Here is a 16,650-nt window from a genome sequence, read left to right on the forward strand (position 1 = left end):
GATGCCCGGCTTCGAGGTGCTGTACCAGGCGGCGGCGCTCTGTCTGACGTATCCCGACGACGACTTCCGCACCCGGCTGCCCCTGCTGCGCGAGGCCGCGCCGCAACTGCGCGGCTTCACCGACCACGCGGCCACGACCGAGCAGGGCGAGCTGCAGGCGCACTACGTGGAGGTCTTCGACTTCAAGAACCGGCACAGCCTCTACCTGAGCTGGTGGACCGACGGCGACACCCGCAACCGGGGGATGTCCCTGGTCCGCTTCAAGGAGCTGTACCGCGCGCACGGCCTGGAGTTCACCGGCGAGGAGCTGCCGGACTTCCTGCCGGCGGTGCTGGAGTTCGTCTCCCGCACCGGGGACATGACCATGCTCACCGAGCACCGCGACGCCCTGGACCAGCTGCGCTCCCGGCTCACCGCCTTCGGCACGCCCTACGCGTGCGTCCTGGACGCCGTGTGCGCCACCCTGCCGCCCGCACTCACCGGAGCCCGCCGATGAACGTCTTCCTGTGGGGCGTCCTGCCCTACGCCGCCTTCGCGCTGCTGGTCGCGGGCCTCGTCTGGCGGCACCGCTACGACCGCTTCGGCTGGACGACGCGCTCCTCGCAGGTCTACGAGTCGAAGCTGCTCAACATCGCCTCGCCGGTCTTCCACTACGGCATCCTCTTCGTGCTGGCCGGGCATCTGATCGGCCTGTTCGTTCCGGCGTCCTGGACGCAGTCGATCGGCATCAGCGAGCACGCGTACCACCTGTTCTCGCTGTACGGCGGCACCGTCTCCGGGGTCCTCGCGGTCGCCGGCATCGGCATGCTGGTCTACCGGCGCCGCACCAAGGCGCCGGTCTTCCGCGCCACTACGGCCAACGACAAGGTCATGTACGTCTTCCTGGTCGGCGCCCTTCTGCTGGGCATGATCGCCAAGCTCTCCGACACCTCCGGCAACGGTTACGACTACCGCAGCACCATCGCCCCCTGGTCGCGCAGCCTGTTCACGCTGAACCCGAGGACGGAACTGATGGAGGGCGTGCCGGTGCTGTACCACGTGCACGCGGTGGTCGGGATGGTGCTGATCGCCCTGGTGCCCTACACGCGTCTGGTGCACATGTTCAGCGCGCCCCTGCAGTACCTGACCCGGCCCTACGTGGTCTACCGGTCGCGCGACCCCAGGCAGCTGGGGCCGCGCCCGGACCGGCGGGGCTGGGAGCGCGCGGGCTCCTAGCCGGGGTCGGTGCTACGCCAGCTTGGCCGTCAGGGTGATGGTGGTGCCGGTCAGGGCCTGGCTGACCGGGCAGTTCTTCTTGGCGTCCTCGGCGGCGGCGACGAACGCGTCCTCGGTGAGGCCGGGGACGGTGCCCTCCACGGTGAGGTGGATGCCCTTGATGCCCTCGCCGGGCTGGAAGGTGACGTCGGCGGAGGTGGTGAGCCTGGTGGGCGGGGTGCCGGCGCCGGCCAGGCCGTGCGACAGCGCCATGGAGAAGCAGCTGGAGTGGGCGCCGGCGATCAGCTCTTCCGGGCTGGTCTTGCCGTTCGCCTGCTCGGCGCGCGACGGCCACGACACCGGCTGCTCGCCGATGCCGGACGAGTCGAAGGTGACGACACCGTTGCCCTCGAGCAGGTTGCCTTCCCAGACGGTGTGTGCGGAGCGCGTGGTTGCCACGGCGGGTCCTCTCGAATTCTCTTGCTGTACCTGGGTGGTGGGAGCCCGGCAGCCGGGTTCCCACCCCCATCCGATCACACTCCGGCTCAGCTCACCCGGAAGACCGGCCCCCGGGCCGTGAACGGCAGCCGCGCGCCCTGCGGAATCAGGTAGGCGTGCTCGCGCCGCACCCGCAGGACGTCGCACCAGCCGTCGGTGATGACGAGGACCGGCGCGGTGGGCGGGAAGTCGTCGGCGCGCAGCAGCAGGTCCAGGCCGGGCTGCAGGACGGTGCCGCCGCGGCCGTGCACCCGGACCCGGCCGGCGATGTCCGTCACGGGCAGGTAGCCGGCGTCGTGCGGCGCGGCGTCGCAGAACACGACCCGGGCGGCGGGCACGTCGCGGGCCTCGGCGTAGGAGGCGATGGCGCCGAGCGCCTTGCCGAGCAGGGTGCGGTCCATGGAGCCGGAGGTGTCCAGGACGACGCCGAAGGTGCAGCGGGCGATCTCCTCGGGCGGGAAGTACAGTCCGGCCCGCGGGATGTCAGGAGTGGCGGCCGGTGGCGCGGTTTCCGGCGCCGATGACGACGGAGCCCTTGGGGAGTTCGTAGCTGCCGATGCGGCGGTCCAGGATGAGCGAGTAGAACGCCTTCTGCACGTCCGGGGTGGCCGCGTTCAGCTCGTCGAGGAAGAGGCAGTACGGCTCGTCGCGGGCGATGGACTCGGGCGGGCAGAACACCGAGCGGCCGTCCCGGATCTGCGGGACGCCGATCAGGTCCTCCGGCGCGAGCTGGGTGCCGAGCAGGCTCACACACTCCAGGCCCAGCGAGTCGGCGAAGTTCCTCACCAGGGAGGACTTGCCGATGCCGGGTGCGCCCCACAGGAAGACCGGCCGCACGGTGGCGAGGCCGAGCAGCAGCTCCGGGAGACGGGCGGGAGTGACGGTGACGGCTGCCTGTACGCAGGGGCTCCTTGGAGGGGAGGACGGGTCGGGGGTGACCGGCCCAGTGTGCGTGCCCCCTGCGTCGCCGCGCAGCCCAATTACGGTGCGGTGGGTCCTTCCGCGCGGCGCCGGCGGGCCGCCATCACCGCGTACACGAGCACGCCCGCGAAGAGGAACAGCACGCCCTGGTAGACCGCCGCGTAGCCGGCGCCCGCGACGAGCCACAGGGAGAAGGCCGCCGCGACCGCCGCGATGACGCCGTCCCGGACCAGGCGCGCCCGGTCGACCTTCTCGCCCTGTCCGGAGAGCAGGTGGAAGAGCTGGGCGGCCGTGGCCAGCAGGTAGGGCACGGTGGCGGTGAAGGTGGTGACGAGGACCAGGACCTCGAAGACCTTCGCCGAGCCGGACGTGTAGTTGTAGACGGTGAGCAGCGAGGCGAGGACGACGGTGACGCCGACGCCGACGGTGGGCACCCCGCGCCGCTTGCGGGCGAACGCGGCCGGGAAGAGGCCGTCCTTGGCCGCCGCGTACGGTGTCTGGGCGCTGAGCAGAGTCCAGCCGTTGAGGCAGCCGGTCATCGAGACCAGGGCGGCCAGCGCGACGGCCCAGCCGCCCCAGGCGCCGCCGAACATGGCGTTCACGGCGTCCGAGAAGGGGGCGTCCGAGGTGACCAGGCGGTCGTGGGTGACGGTGCCGAAGACCGAGAGGGTGCCGAGGAGGTAGACGAGGGCGGCGCCCGCGGTGCCGATGACCGTGGCCCGGCCGACCGTGCGACGGGGGTCCTTGACCTCCCCGGCGCTGACGGCGGCGGACTCCACGCCGAGGTAGGAGAAGAGCAGGATCGCGGCGGCGGCGGAGACCGCGCCGATGCCGCTGGAGCCGCTCGCGTTGAACGGGCCGAGGTTGTCGGCGTCGAAGAAGAACAGCCCGCCGACCGCGACGAGCAGCAGCGGCGCGAACTTCAGCACGGTGGAGACCAGCTGGACGGCGCCCACCCAGCGGGTGCCGGCGAAGTTGGCGAGCGCGGGCAGCCACTGGATGACGAGCGCGGCCAGGCACGCGGTCCAGCGGTGGCCGTTCACCGGGATCAGGACGTCGAGGTAGCCGACGGCGGCGACGGCGAGCGCCGCGTTGGACACCCAGGTGGTGATCCAGTACGCCCAGGCGGCGAGGAACCCGGCGAAGTCACCGAAGGCCTCGCGGGCGTAGACGTAGGGGCCGCCGGTGCGCGGGTCGCGGGCGGCGAGGCGGCCGAAGACCAGGGCCAGCGCGATGGCGCCGACGGTCAGGACGCCGAAGGCGAGCAGGCTGATGGTGCCGAAGGGGGCGACGGAGGCCGGGAGCAGGAAGATGCCGCCGCCGATGATGTTGCCCATGACCAGGGCGGTGGCGACGGGGAGCCCGAAGCGGCGGGCGTGCCGGCCGTTGCCGGATGCGGGGTCGGCGGGGGCGGTGTGGCCGGTGTCGGGGGCCGCGGGGGTCTCCTGCGGTTCCGGAGCCGGTGGGGGGACGGTCCCGGTGACGTGCATGGGGTGGTGCGCCTCTCATGGAACGGGGCCCGGGATCGCCGGACCCACCCATGGTCGGGCACAGTCCCGCATCGTTCCAAATCAGGCGCTTTTGTCCTGTACGAACCCCTCGGCGACGGGAAAAGGTGCGCTGTCCACGACGTTCGACCGTGAATCGTCCACGGGCACCTGCGGGCCGTTCGACTCGCGCAGCCAGCGGCGCAGCACCCGGTGGACGTGTTCGGCGCCGAGGATCTCCGCGCCCTCGCCGACCGGCGCGGACAGGACGACCGGCGACAGCAGGAAGGCGCGCGACTGGGCGCCGCCGAGTCCGCCGTGGGAGCCGATCTGCTCCTCGAAGGCGAGGACCTCGCCGTCGGCCGGGTCGTGGAAGGAGTTGACCATGATGTCCGCGGTGTGCGGGAAGGAGTGGGTGCGGCGTACGGCGTCGGCGGCGCCGGGGCCGAAGGGGGTGAGCGGCCCGGGGTCCTCGTCGAGCCGGTCCAGGGGCACCTCGGCGCCGCGCGCGCCGAGCACGACACCGCCGTGTTCCTCGCTGCGCACCAGCAGGAAGCCGATGCCGGGGTGGTTGGCGAGGGTCGGCAGCAGGGCGGGGTGGCGGGCGTCGATCTCCTCCCGGGTCATCCGGTGCGGCACGTCCGGGAAGGAGACCAGGCCCAGGTTGCCGGAGGCCAGCACGATCGGCTCGGAGCGGCGCCCGGTGGGGGTGTCGGCGGGCCGCTGCTGCTCGGCGCCCTCCTCGACAGGGCGGTGGAGGGCGGCCCGTACGGTGTTGCGTGCCTCGGCGCCGCTGCGGGTGCGTTGGGCACGGCGCGGCACGGGCAGTCCGCAGCCGGCCCGCACCAGGTCGGCGAGGGTCAGGCCGTAGCGGGCGCGGAAGGTCTCGCCGGGGCTCTGGCCGTGGTCGGACAGGAGCACGATCCGGTACGAGCGGGGGGCGTGCTCGGCGACCTTCTCGATCAGGGCGAGGGCCCGGTCGAGCCGCTGGAGGACCTTGGCGGCGTCCCGGCCGGCCGGCCCGGAGTGGTGCGCCACCTCGTCGTAGGCCACCAGGTCGGCGTAGACGGCGGTGCGGCCGGCGAGCATGTCGCCCATGACCGCGGCGACGACGACGTCGCGTTCGACGACGGTCGCGAAGGCGCGCACGAAGGGGTAGAGACCGCCGCGGGAGACGCGGGGGCGGACCTTGTGGACGCGGGCGCGGGTGGACTGGCCGATCTCCCGGCACACCTCGGCGACGAAGGACATCGCGGTGCGCACGGCGTTGGCGGGGTCGGAGAAGTAGGCGAAGTAGCCGGACCTGGAGCGGGTCTCGCGGCTGCGGCGACGGGTGGCTATGGACAGCACGAGGGCCTGTTCGTCGGCGCCGCCGCCGAACAGGTTGCCGCGGCTGGCGCCGTCGAGGCTGAGCAGTCCGCCGTCGCCGGTGCGCCGGACGGCGCGGTGCTGGAGTTCGGCGGCGCTGGTCGGGCGGTTGCAGACCATGACCTCGCCGCTGTCCTTCTCGTACCAGCGGAAGGCGGGGACGTCGTGGTTGCTGCCGTGCAGTATGCCGAGCTGGCTGGCGCCGGTCTGGCTGGACCAGTCGGTGCGCCACGGGGCGAGCCGGTGGGTGGCGGAGGTGCCGTCGCGGCCGAGCCAGCGGGCGACGGTGGGCATGGCGCCGCGGTCGACCGCGTCCAGCAGGACGTCGTGGCCGACGCCGTCCAGTTGCAGGAAGACGGTGCCGGGACCGGCCGGGCAGGGCGGGCCGGATCTGCGGCGGCGGTCGGCAAGGCGGTAGAGGCGGCGCCGGTAGGCGTCGTCGTCGCGCACGGCCAGGGCGCCGCCGGTGGCGGAGGCGACGGCGGACATGACGGCGGCCACCACGACCGCGGTCTCGGGGGCGACGCCGCCGCGTCCGGCCGGGTTCACGTCGATGGCCAGGAGCAGCAGCCCGCCGTTGAGGAAGAAGACCAACAGGCCGAGGACGAGGGCCGGCACCAGGAGCAGCAGGCGGACCATGAGCGGCCAGACCAGGGCGGAGAGCAGGCCGAAGGCGCCGGCGCCGACCGCGGCGGTCATCGCGATGTCGGTCGCGCTGTCCCCGTCGGGCGACTGGAGCCGGAAGTCCGGCAGGATCCCGGCGAGCACGAGCATGGTGAGGGTCGACACGGCCCACACCGCGACACTCCGCCCGATCTGGCTGGCGACCCGGCGCCAACGGCCTCCACTCACGCTCCGCACACCTCACGTCCCCGGCCCGTCGTCCGTGCGGGCCTTCCCACCCTGCCACAACGCCCGGGCGTGCCCGTTTGTCCCCCCGGGTCCGGTTCACACCCCGGGGCGGTGGTCAGCGGCCGTCGTACCCGGCCGTCGGCATCGACAGCCTGCGGTGCACGCACGCCTTCATCCGGGCGTCGTAGGACGGTTCCGCGTGGCCGACCGTCTCGACGCGGACGCCGCGCCGCGCGCACTCCGCGGTGAAGTCGTCGACGGAGGACAGCGCGCTCTCCAGCACCCGGCGGCTCGGCGCCACGAACAGGTCCTGCCCGGAGCGCACTCCGTCCCACAGGGCGTCGTGGTCGTGCCGCAGACCGCGCACCAGGAGCTGTCTGGCGACGACGTAGCCGTGCTCGGCGGCCCAGCGGGCGCACATGGCGTGCTGGCTGCGGGAGTCGACCAGGAAGGGGTCGTCGTCCAGCTGTTCCAGTGGCGTCAGACTCGCGATCGCCGTCACCCGCACCGGCCCCATGGTGTCCCCCCTCACCTCCTGTCACCTCCCGTTTTCGCCGCCGACCCTACTCCTGGACGTAGGCTTCGGGGAGTCGCGCGAAGGAGGCAAAGAGGTGCCGGTGGAGCTCACGTGGTGGGGTCACGCCACCTGCACGGTCGAGGACTCGGACGTTCGCGTGCTCACCGATCCCCTGTTCGTCCGCCGGCTCGCCCACCTGCGCCGCAGGCGGGGCGCGGTACCGCCGCCGGACGCGTGGCGTGCGGACGTGGCCCTCGTGTCCCACCTGCACGCCGACCACCTGCATGTGCCGTCGCTCGCGCGGCTCGCGCCGGGCACGCGCCTGCTCGTGCCCCGGGGCGCACGACGGGCGGTGCCGGGGCTGCGCCGGCTCGGGCACCTGGAGCTGACCGAGGTGGCGCCGGGTGACGAGGCGACCGTCGGTGACCTGCGCGTACGGGCGGTGCCTGCGCGGCACGACGGGCGGCGGCTGCCGGTCGGACGGCACCGCGCCCCCGCGCTCGGGTACGTCGTCGAGGGCGAGGCGCGGACGTACTTCGCGGGGGACACCGGTCTGTTCGACGGCATGGAGAAGGAGGTCGGGCCGGTCGACGCGGCGCTGCTGCCGGTGGGCGGCTGGGGCCCGTACCTGGGTGCGGAGCACCTGGACGCGGGGAGGGCGGCCGAGGCGCTGGCCCGGCTGGCGCCGCGCACGGCGGTGCCGGTGCACTACGGCACGTACTGGCCGATCGGGATGGACGCCGTGCGCCCCCACGAGTTCCACACGCCGGGCGAGGAGTTCGTGCGCCTGTCGGCGCTGCGCGCGCCGGGGGTCGCGGTGCACCGGCTGGGGCACGGCGAGAGTGTGCGGGTGGAGGTCGCGCGGTGAGCTGGCTGGGGGCCGCGACGCTGAACATACCGACGGAGCCGACGCAGCAGGCGCTCGGCTATCCGTCGCTGTTCCTGCTGGTGCTGATCGGTGCGCTGGTGCCGGTGGTGCCGACGGGCGCGCTGGTCAGTTCGGCGGCGGTGGTCGCGATGCACCAGACGCTGCCGTTCGCGATGCTGATGGTGTTCGCGACGGCGTCGCTGGCGGCGTTCTGCGGGGACATGGCGCTGTACTGGCTGGGCCGGCGCGGGGTCGGCTCGAAGAACGGCTCGCGCTGGCTGGAGGCGATCCGGTCCCGGGCGCCGGAGGACCGGCTGGAGCAGGCGCAGGGGAAACTCGCCGAGCACGACGTGGCGGTGCTGGTGCTCTCCCGGCTGGTGCCGGCCGGCCGGATCCCGGTGATGCTGGCCTGCCTGCTGGCGAAGTGGCCGCTGCGCCGCTTCGCCCGGGGCAACCTGCCGGCCTGTCTGGCCTGGGCGCTGACGTACCAGCTGATCGGGATCCTCAGCGGCGCGCTGTTCAGCAGGCCCTGGGAGGGTGTGGCCGCGGCGATCGCCCTCACCGTGCTGGTCAGCGTGGCGCCGGGAGTGTGGCGGCGCTTGCGGGGACCGGCGAAGGCGTAGGCGTCCGGCGGTCGGCAGGTGCCGGGGCGGGGAGCGTTACTCCAGCACCCGGGAGCCGCCGACCGGCAGGTCCCACAGACGCTCGCGGGGCAGGCCCGCCTGCTGCCAGGCGGCGCGTACGCGGGTGAGGGGTTCCAGTACCGGTTCCGCGGAGAGGACGAAGGTGCCCCAGTGCATCGGTGCCATGTGGCGCGCCCCGACGTCCTGGGCGGCCCGTACCGCCTCCTCCGGGTCGCAGTGCACGTCGCTGAGCCACCAGCGGGGGTCGTAGGCGCCGATGGGGAGCAGGGCGAGGTCGATGCCGGGGTAGCGGCGGCCGATACGGGTGAACCAGTGGCCGTATCCCGTGTCGCCGGCGAAGTAGACGCGCCGGCCGTCGGGGTCGGTGAGCACCCAGCCTCCCCACAGGGTGCGGCACGTGTCGGTGAGGCTGCGCTTGGACCAGTGGTGGGCCGGGACGAAGTCGAACCGGACGCCCGCCCGTCGCCCACCACCACCCGTGCCCAAGGCGCCTTCGGCGCCACCCCTTGGATGCAGCTCGGTCGCCTCCCACCAGTCCAGCTCGGTGACGCGGGTGAAGCGGCGGCGGTGGAACCAGCGGCCCAGACCGGCGGGCACGAGCACGGGGGTGTCGCGCGGGAGCCTGCGCAGGGTGGGGGCGTCCAGGTGGTCGTAGTGGTTGTGGCTGATGACGACGGCGTCGACGCGGGGCAGGGCGCTCCAGGCGACGCCGACGGGCGTGATCCGGGCCGGGGTGCCGAGGATCCGGCGGGACCAGACCGGGTCGGTGAGCACGGTGAGGCCGCCGATCCGCACCACCCAGCTGGCGTGTCCGGCCCAGGTGACGGCGACGGTGCGCGCGTCCACGCGGGGCAGCGGGCCGGGGACGTAGGGCAGCCGCGGGATGTCGGCGAGTCCGGCGGGGCCGGGTCTCACCGCTCCCTCGCGGGCGAATCTGGCCAGGGCCTTCAGGCCGGGCAGCGGCGCGGTCAGCCGGTCGTGGAACGTCCGCGGCCACACCCGGTGCTCGGCCGGCGGCCGGGGTGCGGCGAGCGGCGGGTGGGCGGGGGCCGCGTCGGTGTCCTCGGCGGACGTGGGGGTGCTCGTGGTCGACCGGGGCTGCTGCGTCATCGAGGGGGCTCCCATCGCTGAGCGTCGCGGAGACCGTCGAAAACCGACTTCAGACCGGTCAACGCGCGTTGCACGTGTGGCAGTTCCAACGGGTCCGAGGACAGGAGGCATTCCGCCCGCCGCTCGTCGGTGCCCGCGTCGAGCAGGGGGCCGGTGGCGAGCCGGACGCGCAGGGCCGGCAGGTCGTCGCCGAAGCGGTGGCCGCCGGGGGCGGGCATGCCGAGCCGGGCGGTGAGGAAGTCCTCCAGTTCCTGGGCGTCGCCTACGCCCTCGGCGCCGAGCGCGTCGCGCAGCGGACCGAGGTCTGCGTACAGGTGGCGGCCGGCCTGCGGGGGCCGGGCGGTGGCGCCCGCGGCGACGACGGCCGCGTGCACGGCGGCGGCCACGCGCGCGTGCAGGCGTACGGCGGCGGCCCGGCGGGCGGCGACCGGCTCGGGCTCGTCGAGCGCGTACCCGGCCGCGGCGGCGACGGGGGCCGCGATGCGGGCGCCGAGCGCGGTGAGCACGTCGAGCACGCGCGCGTGCAGGCCGTTCCCGGCGGCGGAGGCGGGGAAACGGGCGACGGCGGCCGGCCAGGCCGGCGGCAGCAGCGCGCCGGCCAGGTCGGTGACGACGGTGACCCGCTCGGGCAGCATCTCGGCGGGGCTGAGGATCACGGTGGCGTGCGGGTCGTGCAGGGTGTCGCGCCAGGTCTCGTCGCTGACCAGGTGCAGTCCCTCGCCGACGGCGGCCTCGACGGTCTCGTGCAGCAGCTCGGGCGGCGCGACGGTGCCGGTCGGGTCGTCGGCGACGGACAGCACGAGCAGGCGGGGATCGCCGCCCTCGGCGCGGACCCGGCGGACGGTTTCCAGGAGGGCGTACGGGTCGGGTACGCCGCCGGACTCGGCCGGCGTCGGTACGTGGAAGACGGGCCGACCCAGCAGCCGCGCGTACGGTGCCCACCAGGCGGCGCAGGGGCGGGGCACCAGGACGTCGCCGCCCAGTGCTGCGGTCAGCGCGAGCAGCAGGGCGCCCGCGCCGGGGGCGGCGGCGAGGTGACCGGGGCCGGTGGTCAGGCCGCGCCGGTCCCAGTAGCCGCTCGCGGCCTCCAGGAGGGCGGGGGCACCGCCGGCCGGTTCCCCGCGTGAGCGGCCCGCGGCGGCGGCGAGCACGGCGGACAGTTCGGGCAGCACCGGCAGCCCGTCGTCGGGAAAGTGCGGGCCGTACCGGACGGGGCCGTGCCCCACGGGGTCGGGGCCCGCTCCGGAACGGCCTGCGGCGTCGTGGCCTCCGTGTCCCGTGGCCGGGCCTTCGGGGTCCGTGCGCCGCATGCGTACCTCCGCGCGGTCCGTGCCGCCTGTCCGTGCCGTGCCCTGTCTCCGTCGATCCCTGTGCTCGCTGTCGATTCCTGTGCTCGCTGTCGATCCCTGTGCTCGCTCGCCGTTCGTTGATGCCAGTACCCACCGTGCGGCCCCGCCATGGCTGTGGTTCCGGTTGTACGTGTCACAGCCGGGCCGGCGCCCGCGCGGGTCAGCGTTCCCCGTCCTCCCCACGCAGGCGCAGCCGCAGCCGGTGCGCGGCCGCTCCGCACGCGCCCGCGATCAGCAGGCCACCGGCGACCAGGGCGGGCACCGAGTCGCCGAAGGTCCCGCCGGTGCCGGCCTGCACCCCGTGCTCCGCCTTCGCACCGCCGCAGGACGTGCCCTGCGTGGCGGGCTCACCGCGCGGCGCGGTGGGTTCGGGGCACGCGGGCTTGGTGGGGGCGCAGGGCGTGCCGTGCGTGGAGGTCCCCGCGCGCGGGGCGGCGGATTCCCGGCACGCCGGCTGGGCGGCACCTGCGCCGGCGCCGGCGCCGGCGCCGTTCTCCTCCGGGACGCTCATGGTCGCGCTCCAGGGGTCGCCGCCCTCGCCGCCCGAGGCGTCCGGGCAGGCGCCGTCGACGGTCCAGTCGTCGATGGCCGCGGCGGACTCCTCGGTGTCCGCCCAGCCCTCGGTCTCCGCCGAGTCCTCCGTATCCGCCGGGCCCTCGGCGTCCGCGGCGTCTCCCGGGGCCGCGGCGTCCTCCGCACCCTCCGCGCCCCGCTCGGGCGCGACGTCCTCGGTGGCGGCTATGTGCGCGGTGCCGCGGTAGGCCGGTCCGGACGCCGTCCCCCCGTCGTCCGCCACCTTGCGCAGCGCGACGGTGCCCTCCTCGAAGGCCGCCGAGGTGGCGTCGAGGCTCGCGGGCGCCGCGGCCCCGCCGGTCGGGCCGCACGAGACCGAGACGGTGACGGTGTCGCCCGGGGCGGCGTCCGCCGGGCTGACCTGCGCGGCGGCCCGCCCGGCGGACGGCGGGAGGGCGTCCCCTGCAGGCGGCGGGGGCACGGCTGCCGAGTCGTCGGCGGACGGCGGGGCGACGGGTTCCCCCGCGTCGGCGGGGGGCGGAGGGACGCCCGGGCCGGCGACGCCCGCCCCCGCTGAGACACCCAGGGCGGCACTGGCCAGGACGGCGACGGACAGGGCGCGGGCGGTGCGGCGCATGGGGCGGGCTCCTTCGAGCGACGGCTGCGGGGGCACGGCACTCGTGCCCCTCGGCCATCACAGCCCGCCGGGTGGGTGGACGCTCGTCACCGTGCGCCGTTCGCGCGAACGGAGCGCCCGGGCGGGTGAGCCCGAGGTTTCACGCCCCCGGACCCGGGTCCCGCATGACCTGCTCCCGCACCCGGTCGCAGCAGCGGGTGATCAGCCGGGAGACGTGCATCTGGGAGATGCCGAGTTGTTCGGCGATGCGGCTCTGCGTCATGTCGTCGAAGAAGCGCATGTAGAGGATGGCGCGTTCACGCGGGGGCAGGGCGGCCAGCCGGTCCTTGACGGCCTCGCGGTCGACGACCGTGTCGAGGGCCGGGTCGGGAGCGCCGAGCGCGTCGCCCAGCGAGTAGCCGTCCTCGCTGCCCGGGAGCTCGGCGTCCAGGGACAGGGCCGTGAAGCTCTCCAGGGCCTCGAGACCGATCCGGACGTCCTCCTCGCTCAGGTCGGTGTGCTCGGCGATCTCGGTGACGGTGGGCCTGCGGCCCGAGATGCTCTGGGACAGGTCCTGGCCGGCGAAGCGCACGCGGTTGCGCAGTTCCTGGACCCGGCGCGGTACGTGCAGGGTCCACATGTGGTCGCGGAAGTGGCGCTTGATCTCGCCGGTGATGGTCGGCACGGCGTAGCTCTCGAAGGCGTTGCCGCGCTCGGGGTCGTACCGGTCGACGGCCTTGACGAGGCCGAGGGCCGCGACCTGGCGCAGGTCCTCGTAGCTCTCGCCGCGGCTGCGGAACCGTCCCGCCAGCCGTTCGGCCATGGGCAGCCATGCCTCGACGATCCGGTCACGGACCGCGTCACGCTCGGGACCGTCGGGAAGGGTGGCGAGCCGACGGAACGCGTCGGCTGTGTCGGGGGCGTCGTCGTGCGGGTGCTTCACACTGGCGTGGATCGGCATGGTGCGTCGCAACTCCCTCGGAGCGCGGGGTCCCGCCGTCGCGCCGGACGGCAGTCCGGTCGGCGCGGCCCGCACGGGAGGCGACCGGGATCCGGACGGCCTCCGGCTCGCGATGCGGGCGGCACCGGTACGACGACGCGGCCCTTGGGTCGGGCGGTCACCGTGGGAGGGCGTCCGGCCCCGCTCGGACGCATCCGTGGCGGCGTCGCGCCGCTCCCACGGACGTGCCTCCTGTCCGAAGCACTGAACTTGCGCCTGCCCCCTGCCTCCCACGGCAAACACCCGGGTTTTCAGCCCTTGCGCGGCTGGTTGAAGCGCAGCATGTTGCCGGCCGGGTCGCGGAAGGCGCAGTCGCGGACGCCGTAGGGCTGGTCGACGGGCTCCTGGAGGACTTCGGCGCCCGCGGCGCGAATGTGCTCGAAGGTGGCGTCGACGTCGTCGGTGGCGAGGATGACGCCGCGCAGGTGGCCCTTGGCCAGGAGCTCGGCCATGGCTTCCTTGTCGGTGGCCGACGCGTTGGGGTCCGCGAGCGGAGGTTCGAGCACGATGTCCACGTCGGGCTGGGCCGGGAAGCCGACGGTCACCCAGCGCATCCCTTCGAACCCGACGTCGTTGCGGACCTCCATGCCGAGCGCGTCCCGGTAGAAGGCGAGCGCCTTGTCGTGGTCGTCGACGGCTATGAAGCACTGCGAGAGGCTGATGTCCATGTGCGTCACGCTACGGGCGGTGACGCGGGCGTCGCTTCTCCGTTCCTGACGGACTCGCCGTTCCTGACGGACTCGCCATTCCTGACGGACTCGCCGTTCCTGACGGACTCGCCGTTCCTGACCGGCTCGCCATTCCTGACCGGCTCGCCGCTCGTGCCCGGCTCGCCGCTGCGGCCCGACGCCCCGTTCCTGACCGGCCGGGTGCAGACCTTGGCGACGCAGGCCGGGACGGCGGCGCCGTCGGAGTGGTCGCGGTCCCGGTAGGCGCTCGGGCTCTCGCCGACCAGTTCGGTGAACCGCGAACTGAACGACCCCAGCGAGGTACAGCCGACCGCGAAGCAGACCTCGGTGACGCTCATGTCTCCGCGCCGCAGCAGCGCCTTGGCGCGCTCGATGCGGCGCGTCATGAGGTAGCTGTACGGCGTCTCCCCGTAGGCGGCGCGGAAGCTGCGGGAGAAGTGGCCCGCCGACATGAGGGCGACGCGCGCCAGGGCCGGTACGTCGAGCGGCTCGGCGTACTCGCGGTCCATCAGGTCGCGGGCCCGGCGCAGCCGGGCCAGATCCTCCAGCGTCGTCACCCGACCACGATCCCACAGCGCCGGACACCACCGGTAGCGGTTCCGGCGCCGTGGGCCGCTGCCGCCCTCAGGCGCCGACGTAGGCGGCGAGGTGCTCGCCGGTGAGGGTGGAGCGGTCGGCGACGAGGTCGGCGGGGGTGCCCTCGAAGACGATCCGGCCGCCGTCGTGACCCGCACCGGGACCGAGGTCGATGATCCAGTCGGCGTGCGCCATGACGGCCTGGTGGTGCTCGATGACGACGACGGACTTCCCGGCGTCGACGAGGCGGTCGAGCAGGCCGAGCAGTTGCTCGACGTCGGCGAGGTGCAGGCCGGTGGTGGGCTCGTCGAGGACGTACACGCCGCCCTTCTCGCCCATGTGGGTGGCCAGCTTGAGCCGCTGCCGCTCGCCGCCGGAGAGGGTGGTGAGCGGCTGGCCCAGGGTGAGGTAGCCGAGGCCGACGTCGTCGAGCCGCTCGAGGATCTTGTGCGCGGCGGGCAGGCGCGCGTCCCCGGCGCCGAAGAACTCCTCGGCCCGGTCCACCGACATCGCGAGCACCTCGCTGATGTCCCGGCCGCCGAAACGGTACTCCAGCACGGCGGGCTGGAACCGCTTGCCCTCGCAGTCCTCGCAGGGGGTGGCGACGCCGGCCATCATCGCGAGGTCGGTGTAGATGACACCGGCGCCGTTGCAGGTGGGGCAGGCGCCCTCGGAGTTGGCGCTGAACAGGGCCGGCTTCACGCCGTTGGCCTTGGCGAAGGCCTTGCGGATCGGGTCGAGCAGTCCGGTGTACGTCGCCGGGTTGCTGCGCCGCGAGCCCTTGATGGGGCTCTGGTCGACCGAGACGACGTCGGCGCCGGCCGGGACCGAGCCGTGGATCAGGGAACTCTTGCCGGAGCCCGCCACGCCGGTGACCACGCAGAGCACGCCGAGCGGGACGTCGACGTCGACGTCCTGGAGGTTGTGCGTGTTCGCGCCGCGGATCTCGAGGGCTCCGGTGGGCTTGCGGACCGACTCCTTGAGGACGGCCCGGTCGTCGAGGTGGCGGCCGGTGACGGTGTCGGCGGCCCGCAGCTCCTCGACGGTCCCCTCGAAGCAGACGGTGCCGCCCGCGGTGCCGGCGCCGGGGCCGAGGTCGACCACGTGGTCGGCGATCGCGATGGCCTCCGGCTTGTGCTCGACGACGAGGACGGTGTTGCCCTTGTCCCGCAGGCGCAGCAGCAGGTCGTTCATCCGCTGGATGTCGTGGGGGTGCAGTCCGACGGTGGGCTCGTCGAAGACGTACGTGGTGTCGGTGAGCGACGAGCCGAGGTGCCGGATCATCTTGACGCGCTGTGCCTCACCTCCGGACAGGGTGCCCGCGGGCCGGTCGAGGGAGAGGTAGCCGAGGCCGATCTCCACGAAGGACTCGAGGGTGTCCCGCAGCGCGGTGAGCAGCGGCGCCACCGACGGCTCGTCGAGGTCGCGGACCCACTCGGCCAGGTCCCGGATCTCCATCGCACAGGCGTCGGCGATGCTGATCTTCCCGATCTTCGACGAGCGGGCGCCCTCGCTGAGCCGGGTGCCCTCGCACTCGGGGCAGGTGGTGAAGGTGACGGCCCGCTCCACGAACGCCCGGATGTGCGGTTGCATCGCCTCCTTGTCCTTGGACAGGAAGGACTTCTGGATCTTCGGGATGAGACCTTCGTAGGTGAGGTTGACGCCGTTGACCTTGACCTTGACCGGCTCGCCGTAGAGGAAGTCGCGCAGCTCCTTGTCGGTGTAGTCGCGGATGGGCTTGTCCGGATCGACGAAGCCGGACTGGGCGTAGACCTGCACGGTCCACTGGCTGTCCGACTTCCAGCCGGGGATGGTGAAGGCGCCCTCGGCGAGCGACTTGGAGTCGTCGTAGAGCTGGGTGAGGTCGATGTCGGAGACGGTGCCGCGGCCCTCGCACTGGGTGCACATGCCGCCGGTGCGCTGGAAGGTCGCCTTCACCGCCTTCTTGTTGCCCCGCTCGACGGTGATCGCGCCGCTGGCCCGGACCGAGGCGGTGTTGAAGGAGTACGCGCTGGGCGGGCCGATGTGCGGCTCGCCGAGGCGGCTGAAGAGGATGCGCAGCATCGCGTTGACGTCGGTGGCGGTGCCGACGGTGGAGCGGGGGTCGGCGCCCATCCGCTGCTGGTCCACGATGATCGCGGTGGTGAGGCCGTCCAGGACGTCCACCTCGGGCCGCGCGAGCGTGGGCATGAAGCCCTGGACGAAGGCGCTGTAGGTCTCGTTGATCAGCCGCTGCGACTCGGCGGCGATCGTGTTGAACACCAGCGAGCTCTTGCCCGAACCGGAGACACCGGTGAACACCGTCAGCCGCCGCTTGGGGATCTCGATGCTGACGTCCTTGAGGTTGTTCTCGCGGGCGCCGTGCACACGGATCAGGTCGTGGCTGTCGGCGACGTGCGATCCGGGCTCCCGCGTGCCCGGCCTCCTGGCGCTGCTCATCGTGTCTCC

At 73.7% G+C, this 16,650-nt stretch carries 14 protein-coding genes and 3 pseudogenes; 4 read left to right on the forward strand and 13 right to left on the reverse strand.

Annotated features, from left to right (window positions below; translation table 11 throughout):
• The first annotated feature begins 1 nt into the window (after position 1).
• Together narJ and narI are read left to right on the forward strand one after the other, a co-directional pair.
• On the forward strand, positions 2-496 hold the full coding sequence (gene narJ / locus ABS735_RS24455) for a nitrate reductase molybdenum cofactor assembly chaperone (protein ID WP_373900417.1): 495 nt from the start codon (positions 2-4) through the stop codon (positions 494-496).
• Positions 493-1,215 (forward strand): respiratory nitrate reductase subunit gamma, encoded by a 723-nt coding sequence (gene narI, locus ABS735_RS24460; RefSeq protein ID WP_373900416.1) that lies wholly within the window; start codon positions 493-495, stop codon positions 1,213-1,215. The genes narJ and narI overlap by 4 nt, the downstream gene beginning before the upstream one ends.
• A gap of 12 nt (positions 1,216-1,227) precedes the next feature.
• On the opposite strand, the gene ABS735_RS24465 is transcribed toward narI, so the two are convergent.
• The 6 genes and pseudogenes from ABS735_RS24465 to ABS735_RS24490 form a co-directional block, all read right to left on the reverse strand.
• Positions 1,228-1,653, reverse strand: a complete 426-nt coding sequence (locus ABS735_RS24465; protein WP_373900415.1) for an OsmC family protein — start codon at positions 1,651-1,653, stop codon at positions 1,228-1,230.
• An 86-nt stretch (positions 1,654-1,739) separates the two neighbouring features.
• Positions 1,740-2,189: pseudogene (locus ABS735_RS24470) on the reverse strand (DUF2201 family putative metallopeptidase); the annotation flags it as partial.
• A gap of 1 nt (position 2,190) precedes the next feature.
• A pseudogene (locus ABS735_RS24475) lies at positions 2,191-2,550 on the reverse strand (AAA family ATPase); the annotation flags it as partial.
• Between the two features lie 122 nt (positions 2,551-2,672).
• Complete coding sequence (locus ABS735_RS24480; RefSeq protein ID WP_373900414.1) at positions 2,673-4,103, reverse strand: amino acid permease; 1,431 nt, start codon at positions 4,101-4,103, stop codon at positions 2,673-2,675.
• Positions 4,104-4,184: 81 nt separating this feature from the next.
• A complete protein-coding gene (locus ABS735_RS24485) occupies positions 4,185-6,320 on the reverse strand; it encodes a phage holin family protein (RefSeq protein WP_373900413.1) in 2,136 nt (711 codons plus the stop codon).
• Positions 6,321-6,435: 115 nt separating this feature from the next.
• The gene (locus ABS735_RS24490; protein WP_373901258.1) at positions 6,436-6,837 is read right to left on the reverse strand and encodes a hypothetical protein; all 402 of its coding nucleotides are present in this window, start codon (positions 6,835-6,837) and stop codon (positions 6,436-6,438) included.
• A 94-nt stretch (positions 6,838-6,931) separates the two neighbouring features.
• Between ABS735_RS24490 and ABS735_RS24495 the strand changes: the two genes are divergently transcribed.
• Together ABS735_RS24495 and ABS735_RS24500 are read left to right on the forward strand one after the other, a co-directional pair.
• The gene (locus ABS735_RS24495) at positions 6,932-7,705 is read left to right on the forward strand and encodes an MBL fold metallo-hydrolase (protein WP_373900412.1); all 774 of its coding nucleotides are present in this window, start codon (positions 6,932-6,934) and stop codon (positions 7,703-7,705) included.
• Positions 7,702-8,328: a DedA family protein gene (locus ABS735_RS24500; RefSeq protein WP_373900411.1), complete on the forward strand. Its 627-nt coding sequence runs from the start codon at positions 7,702-7,704 to the stop codon at positions 8,326-8,328. Before ABS735_RS24495 ends, ABS735_RS24500 begins: the two co-directional genes overlap by 4 nt.
• Positions 8,329-8,364: 36 nt before the next feature.
• On the opposite strand, the gene ABS735_RS24505 is transcribed toward ABS735_RS24500, so the two are convergent.
• The 7 genes and pseudogenes from ABS735_RS24505 to ABS735_RS24535 form a co-directional block, all read right to left on the reverse strand.
• Positions 8,365-9,459, reverse strand: coding sequence for an MBL fold metallo-hydrolase (locus ABS735_RS24505; RefSeq protein WP_373900410.1), 1,095 nt, complete (start codon positions 9,457-9,459; stop codon positions 8,365-8,367).
• Positions 9,456-10,769, reverse strand: a complete 1,314-nt coding sequence (locus ABS735_RS24510) for an aminotransferase class I/II-fold pyridoxal phosphate-dependent enzyme (RefSeq protein WP_373900409.1) — start codon at positions 10,767-10,769, stop codon at positions 9,456-9,458. Before ABS735_RS24510 ends, ABS735_RS24505 begins: the two co-directional genes overlap by 4 nt.
• A gap of 199 nt (positions 10,770-10,968) precedes the next feature.
• The gene (locus ABS735_RS24515; RefSeq protein WP_373900408.1) at positions 10,969-11,958 is read right to left on the reverse strand and encodes a hypothetical protein; all 990 of its coding nucleotides are present in this window, start codon (positions 11,956-11,958) and stop codon (positions 10,969-10,971) included.
• A gap of 139 nt (positions 11,959-12,097) precedes the next feature.
• Positions 12,098-12,898, reverse strand: coding sequence for an RNA polymerase sigma factor SigF (locus ABS735_RS24520; protein WP_373900407.1), 801 nt, complete (start codon positions 12,896-12,898; stop codon positions 12,098-12,100).
• 290 nt (positions 12,899-13,188) lie between these two features.
• Positions 13,189-13,605 (reverse strand): VOC family protein, encoded by a 417-nt coding sequence (locus ABS735_RS24525; RefSeq protein WP_373900406.1) that lies wholly within the window; start codon positions 13,603-13,605, stop codon positions 13,189-13,191.
• Between the two features lie 158 nt (positions 13,606-13,763).
• Positions 13,764-14,183, reverse strand: a pseudogene (locus ABS735_RS24530) (helix-turn-helix transcriptional regulator); the annotation flags it as partial.
• 67 nt (positions 14,184-14,250) lie between these two features.
• A complete protein-coding gene (locus ABS735_RS24535; RefSeq protein WP_373900405.1) occupies positions 14,251-16,641 on the reverse strand; it encodes an ATP-binding cassette domain-containing protein in 2,391 nt (796 codons plus the stop codon).
• Positions 16,642-16,650: the final 9 nt, after the last annotated feature.

It is taken from the genome of Streptomyces sp. MMCC 100 (genome assembly GCF_041538145.2).
Taxonomy (GTDB): domain Bacteria; phylum Actinomycetota; class Actinomycetes; order Streptomycetales; family Streptomycetaceae; genus Streptomyces.

Bases quoted from the DNA above. Each gene is read 5' to 3' on its own strand.
- narJ (WP_373900417.1), top strand. From the start codon at position 2: ATGCCCGGCTTCGAGGTGCTGTACCAGGCGGCGGCGCTCTGTCTGACG.
- narI (WP_373900416.1), top strand. From the start codon at position 493: ATGAACGTCTTCCTGTGGGGCGTCCTGCCCTACGCCGCCTTCGCGCTG.
- ABS735_RS24480 (WP_373900414.1), bottom strand. From the start codon at position 4,103: ATGCACGTCACCGGGACCGTCCCCCCACCGGCTCCGGAACCGCAGGAG.
- ABS735_RS24490 (WP_373901258.1), bottom strand. From the start codon at position 6,837: ATGGGGCCGGTGCGGGTGACGGCGATCGCGAGTCTGACGCCACTGGAA.
- ABS735_RS24505 (WP_373900410.1), bottom strand. From the start codon at position 9,459: ATGACGCAGCAGCCCCGGTCGACCACGAGCACCCCCACGTCCGCCGAG.
- ABS735_RS24510 (WP_373900409.1), bottom strand. From the start codon at position 10,769: ATGCGGCGCACGGACCCCGAAGGCCCGGCCACGGGACACGGAGGCCAC.
- ABS735_RS24515 (WP_373900408.1), bottom strand. From the start codon at position 11,958: ATGCGCCGCACCGCCCGCGCCCTGTCCGTCGCCGTCCTGGCCAGTGCC.
- ABS735_RS24520 (WP_373900407.1), bottom strand. From the start codon at position 12,898: ATGCCGATCCACGCCAGTGTGAAGCACCCGCACGACGACGCCCCCGAC.
- ABS735_RS24525 (WP_373900406.1), bottom strand. From the start codon at position 13,605: ATGGACATCAGCCTCTCGCAGTGCTTCATAGCCGTCGACGACCACGAC.
- ABS735_RS24535 (WP_373900405.1), bottom strand. From the start codon at position 16,641: ATGAGCAGCGCCAGGAGGCCGGGCACGCGGGAGCCCGGATCGCACGTC.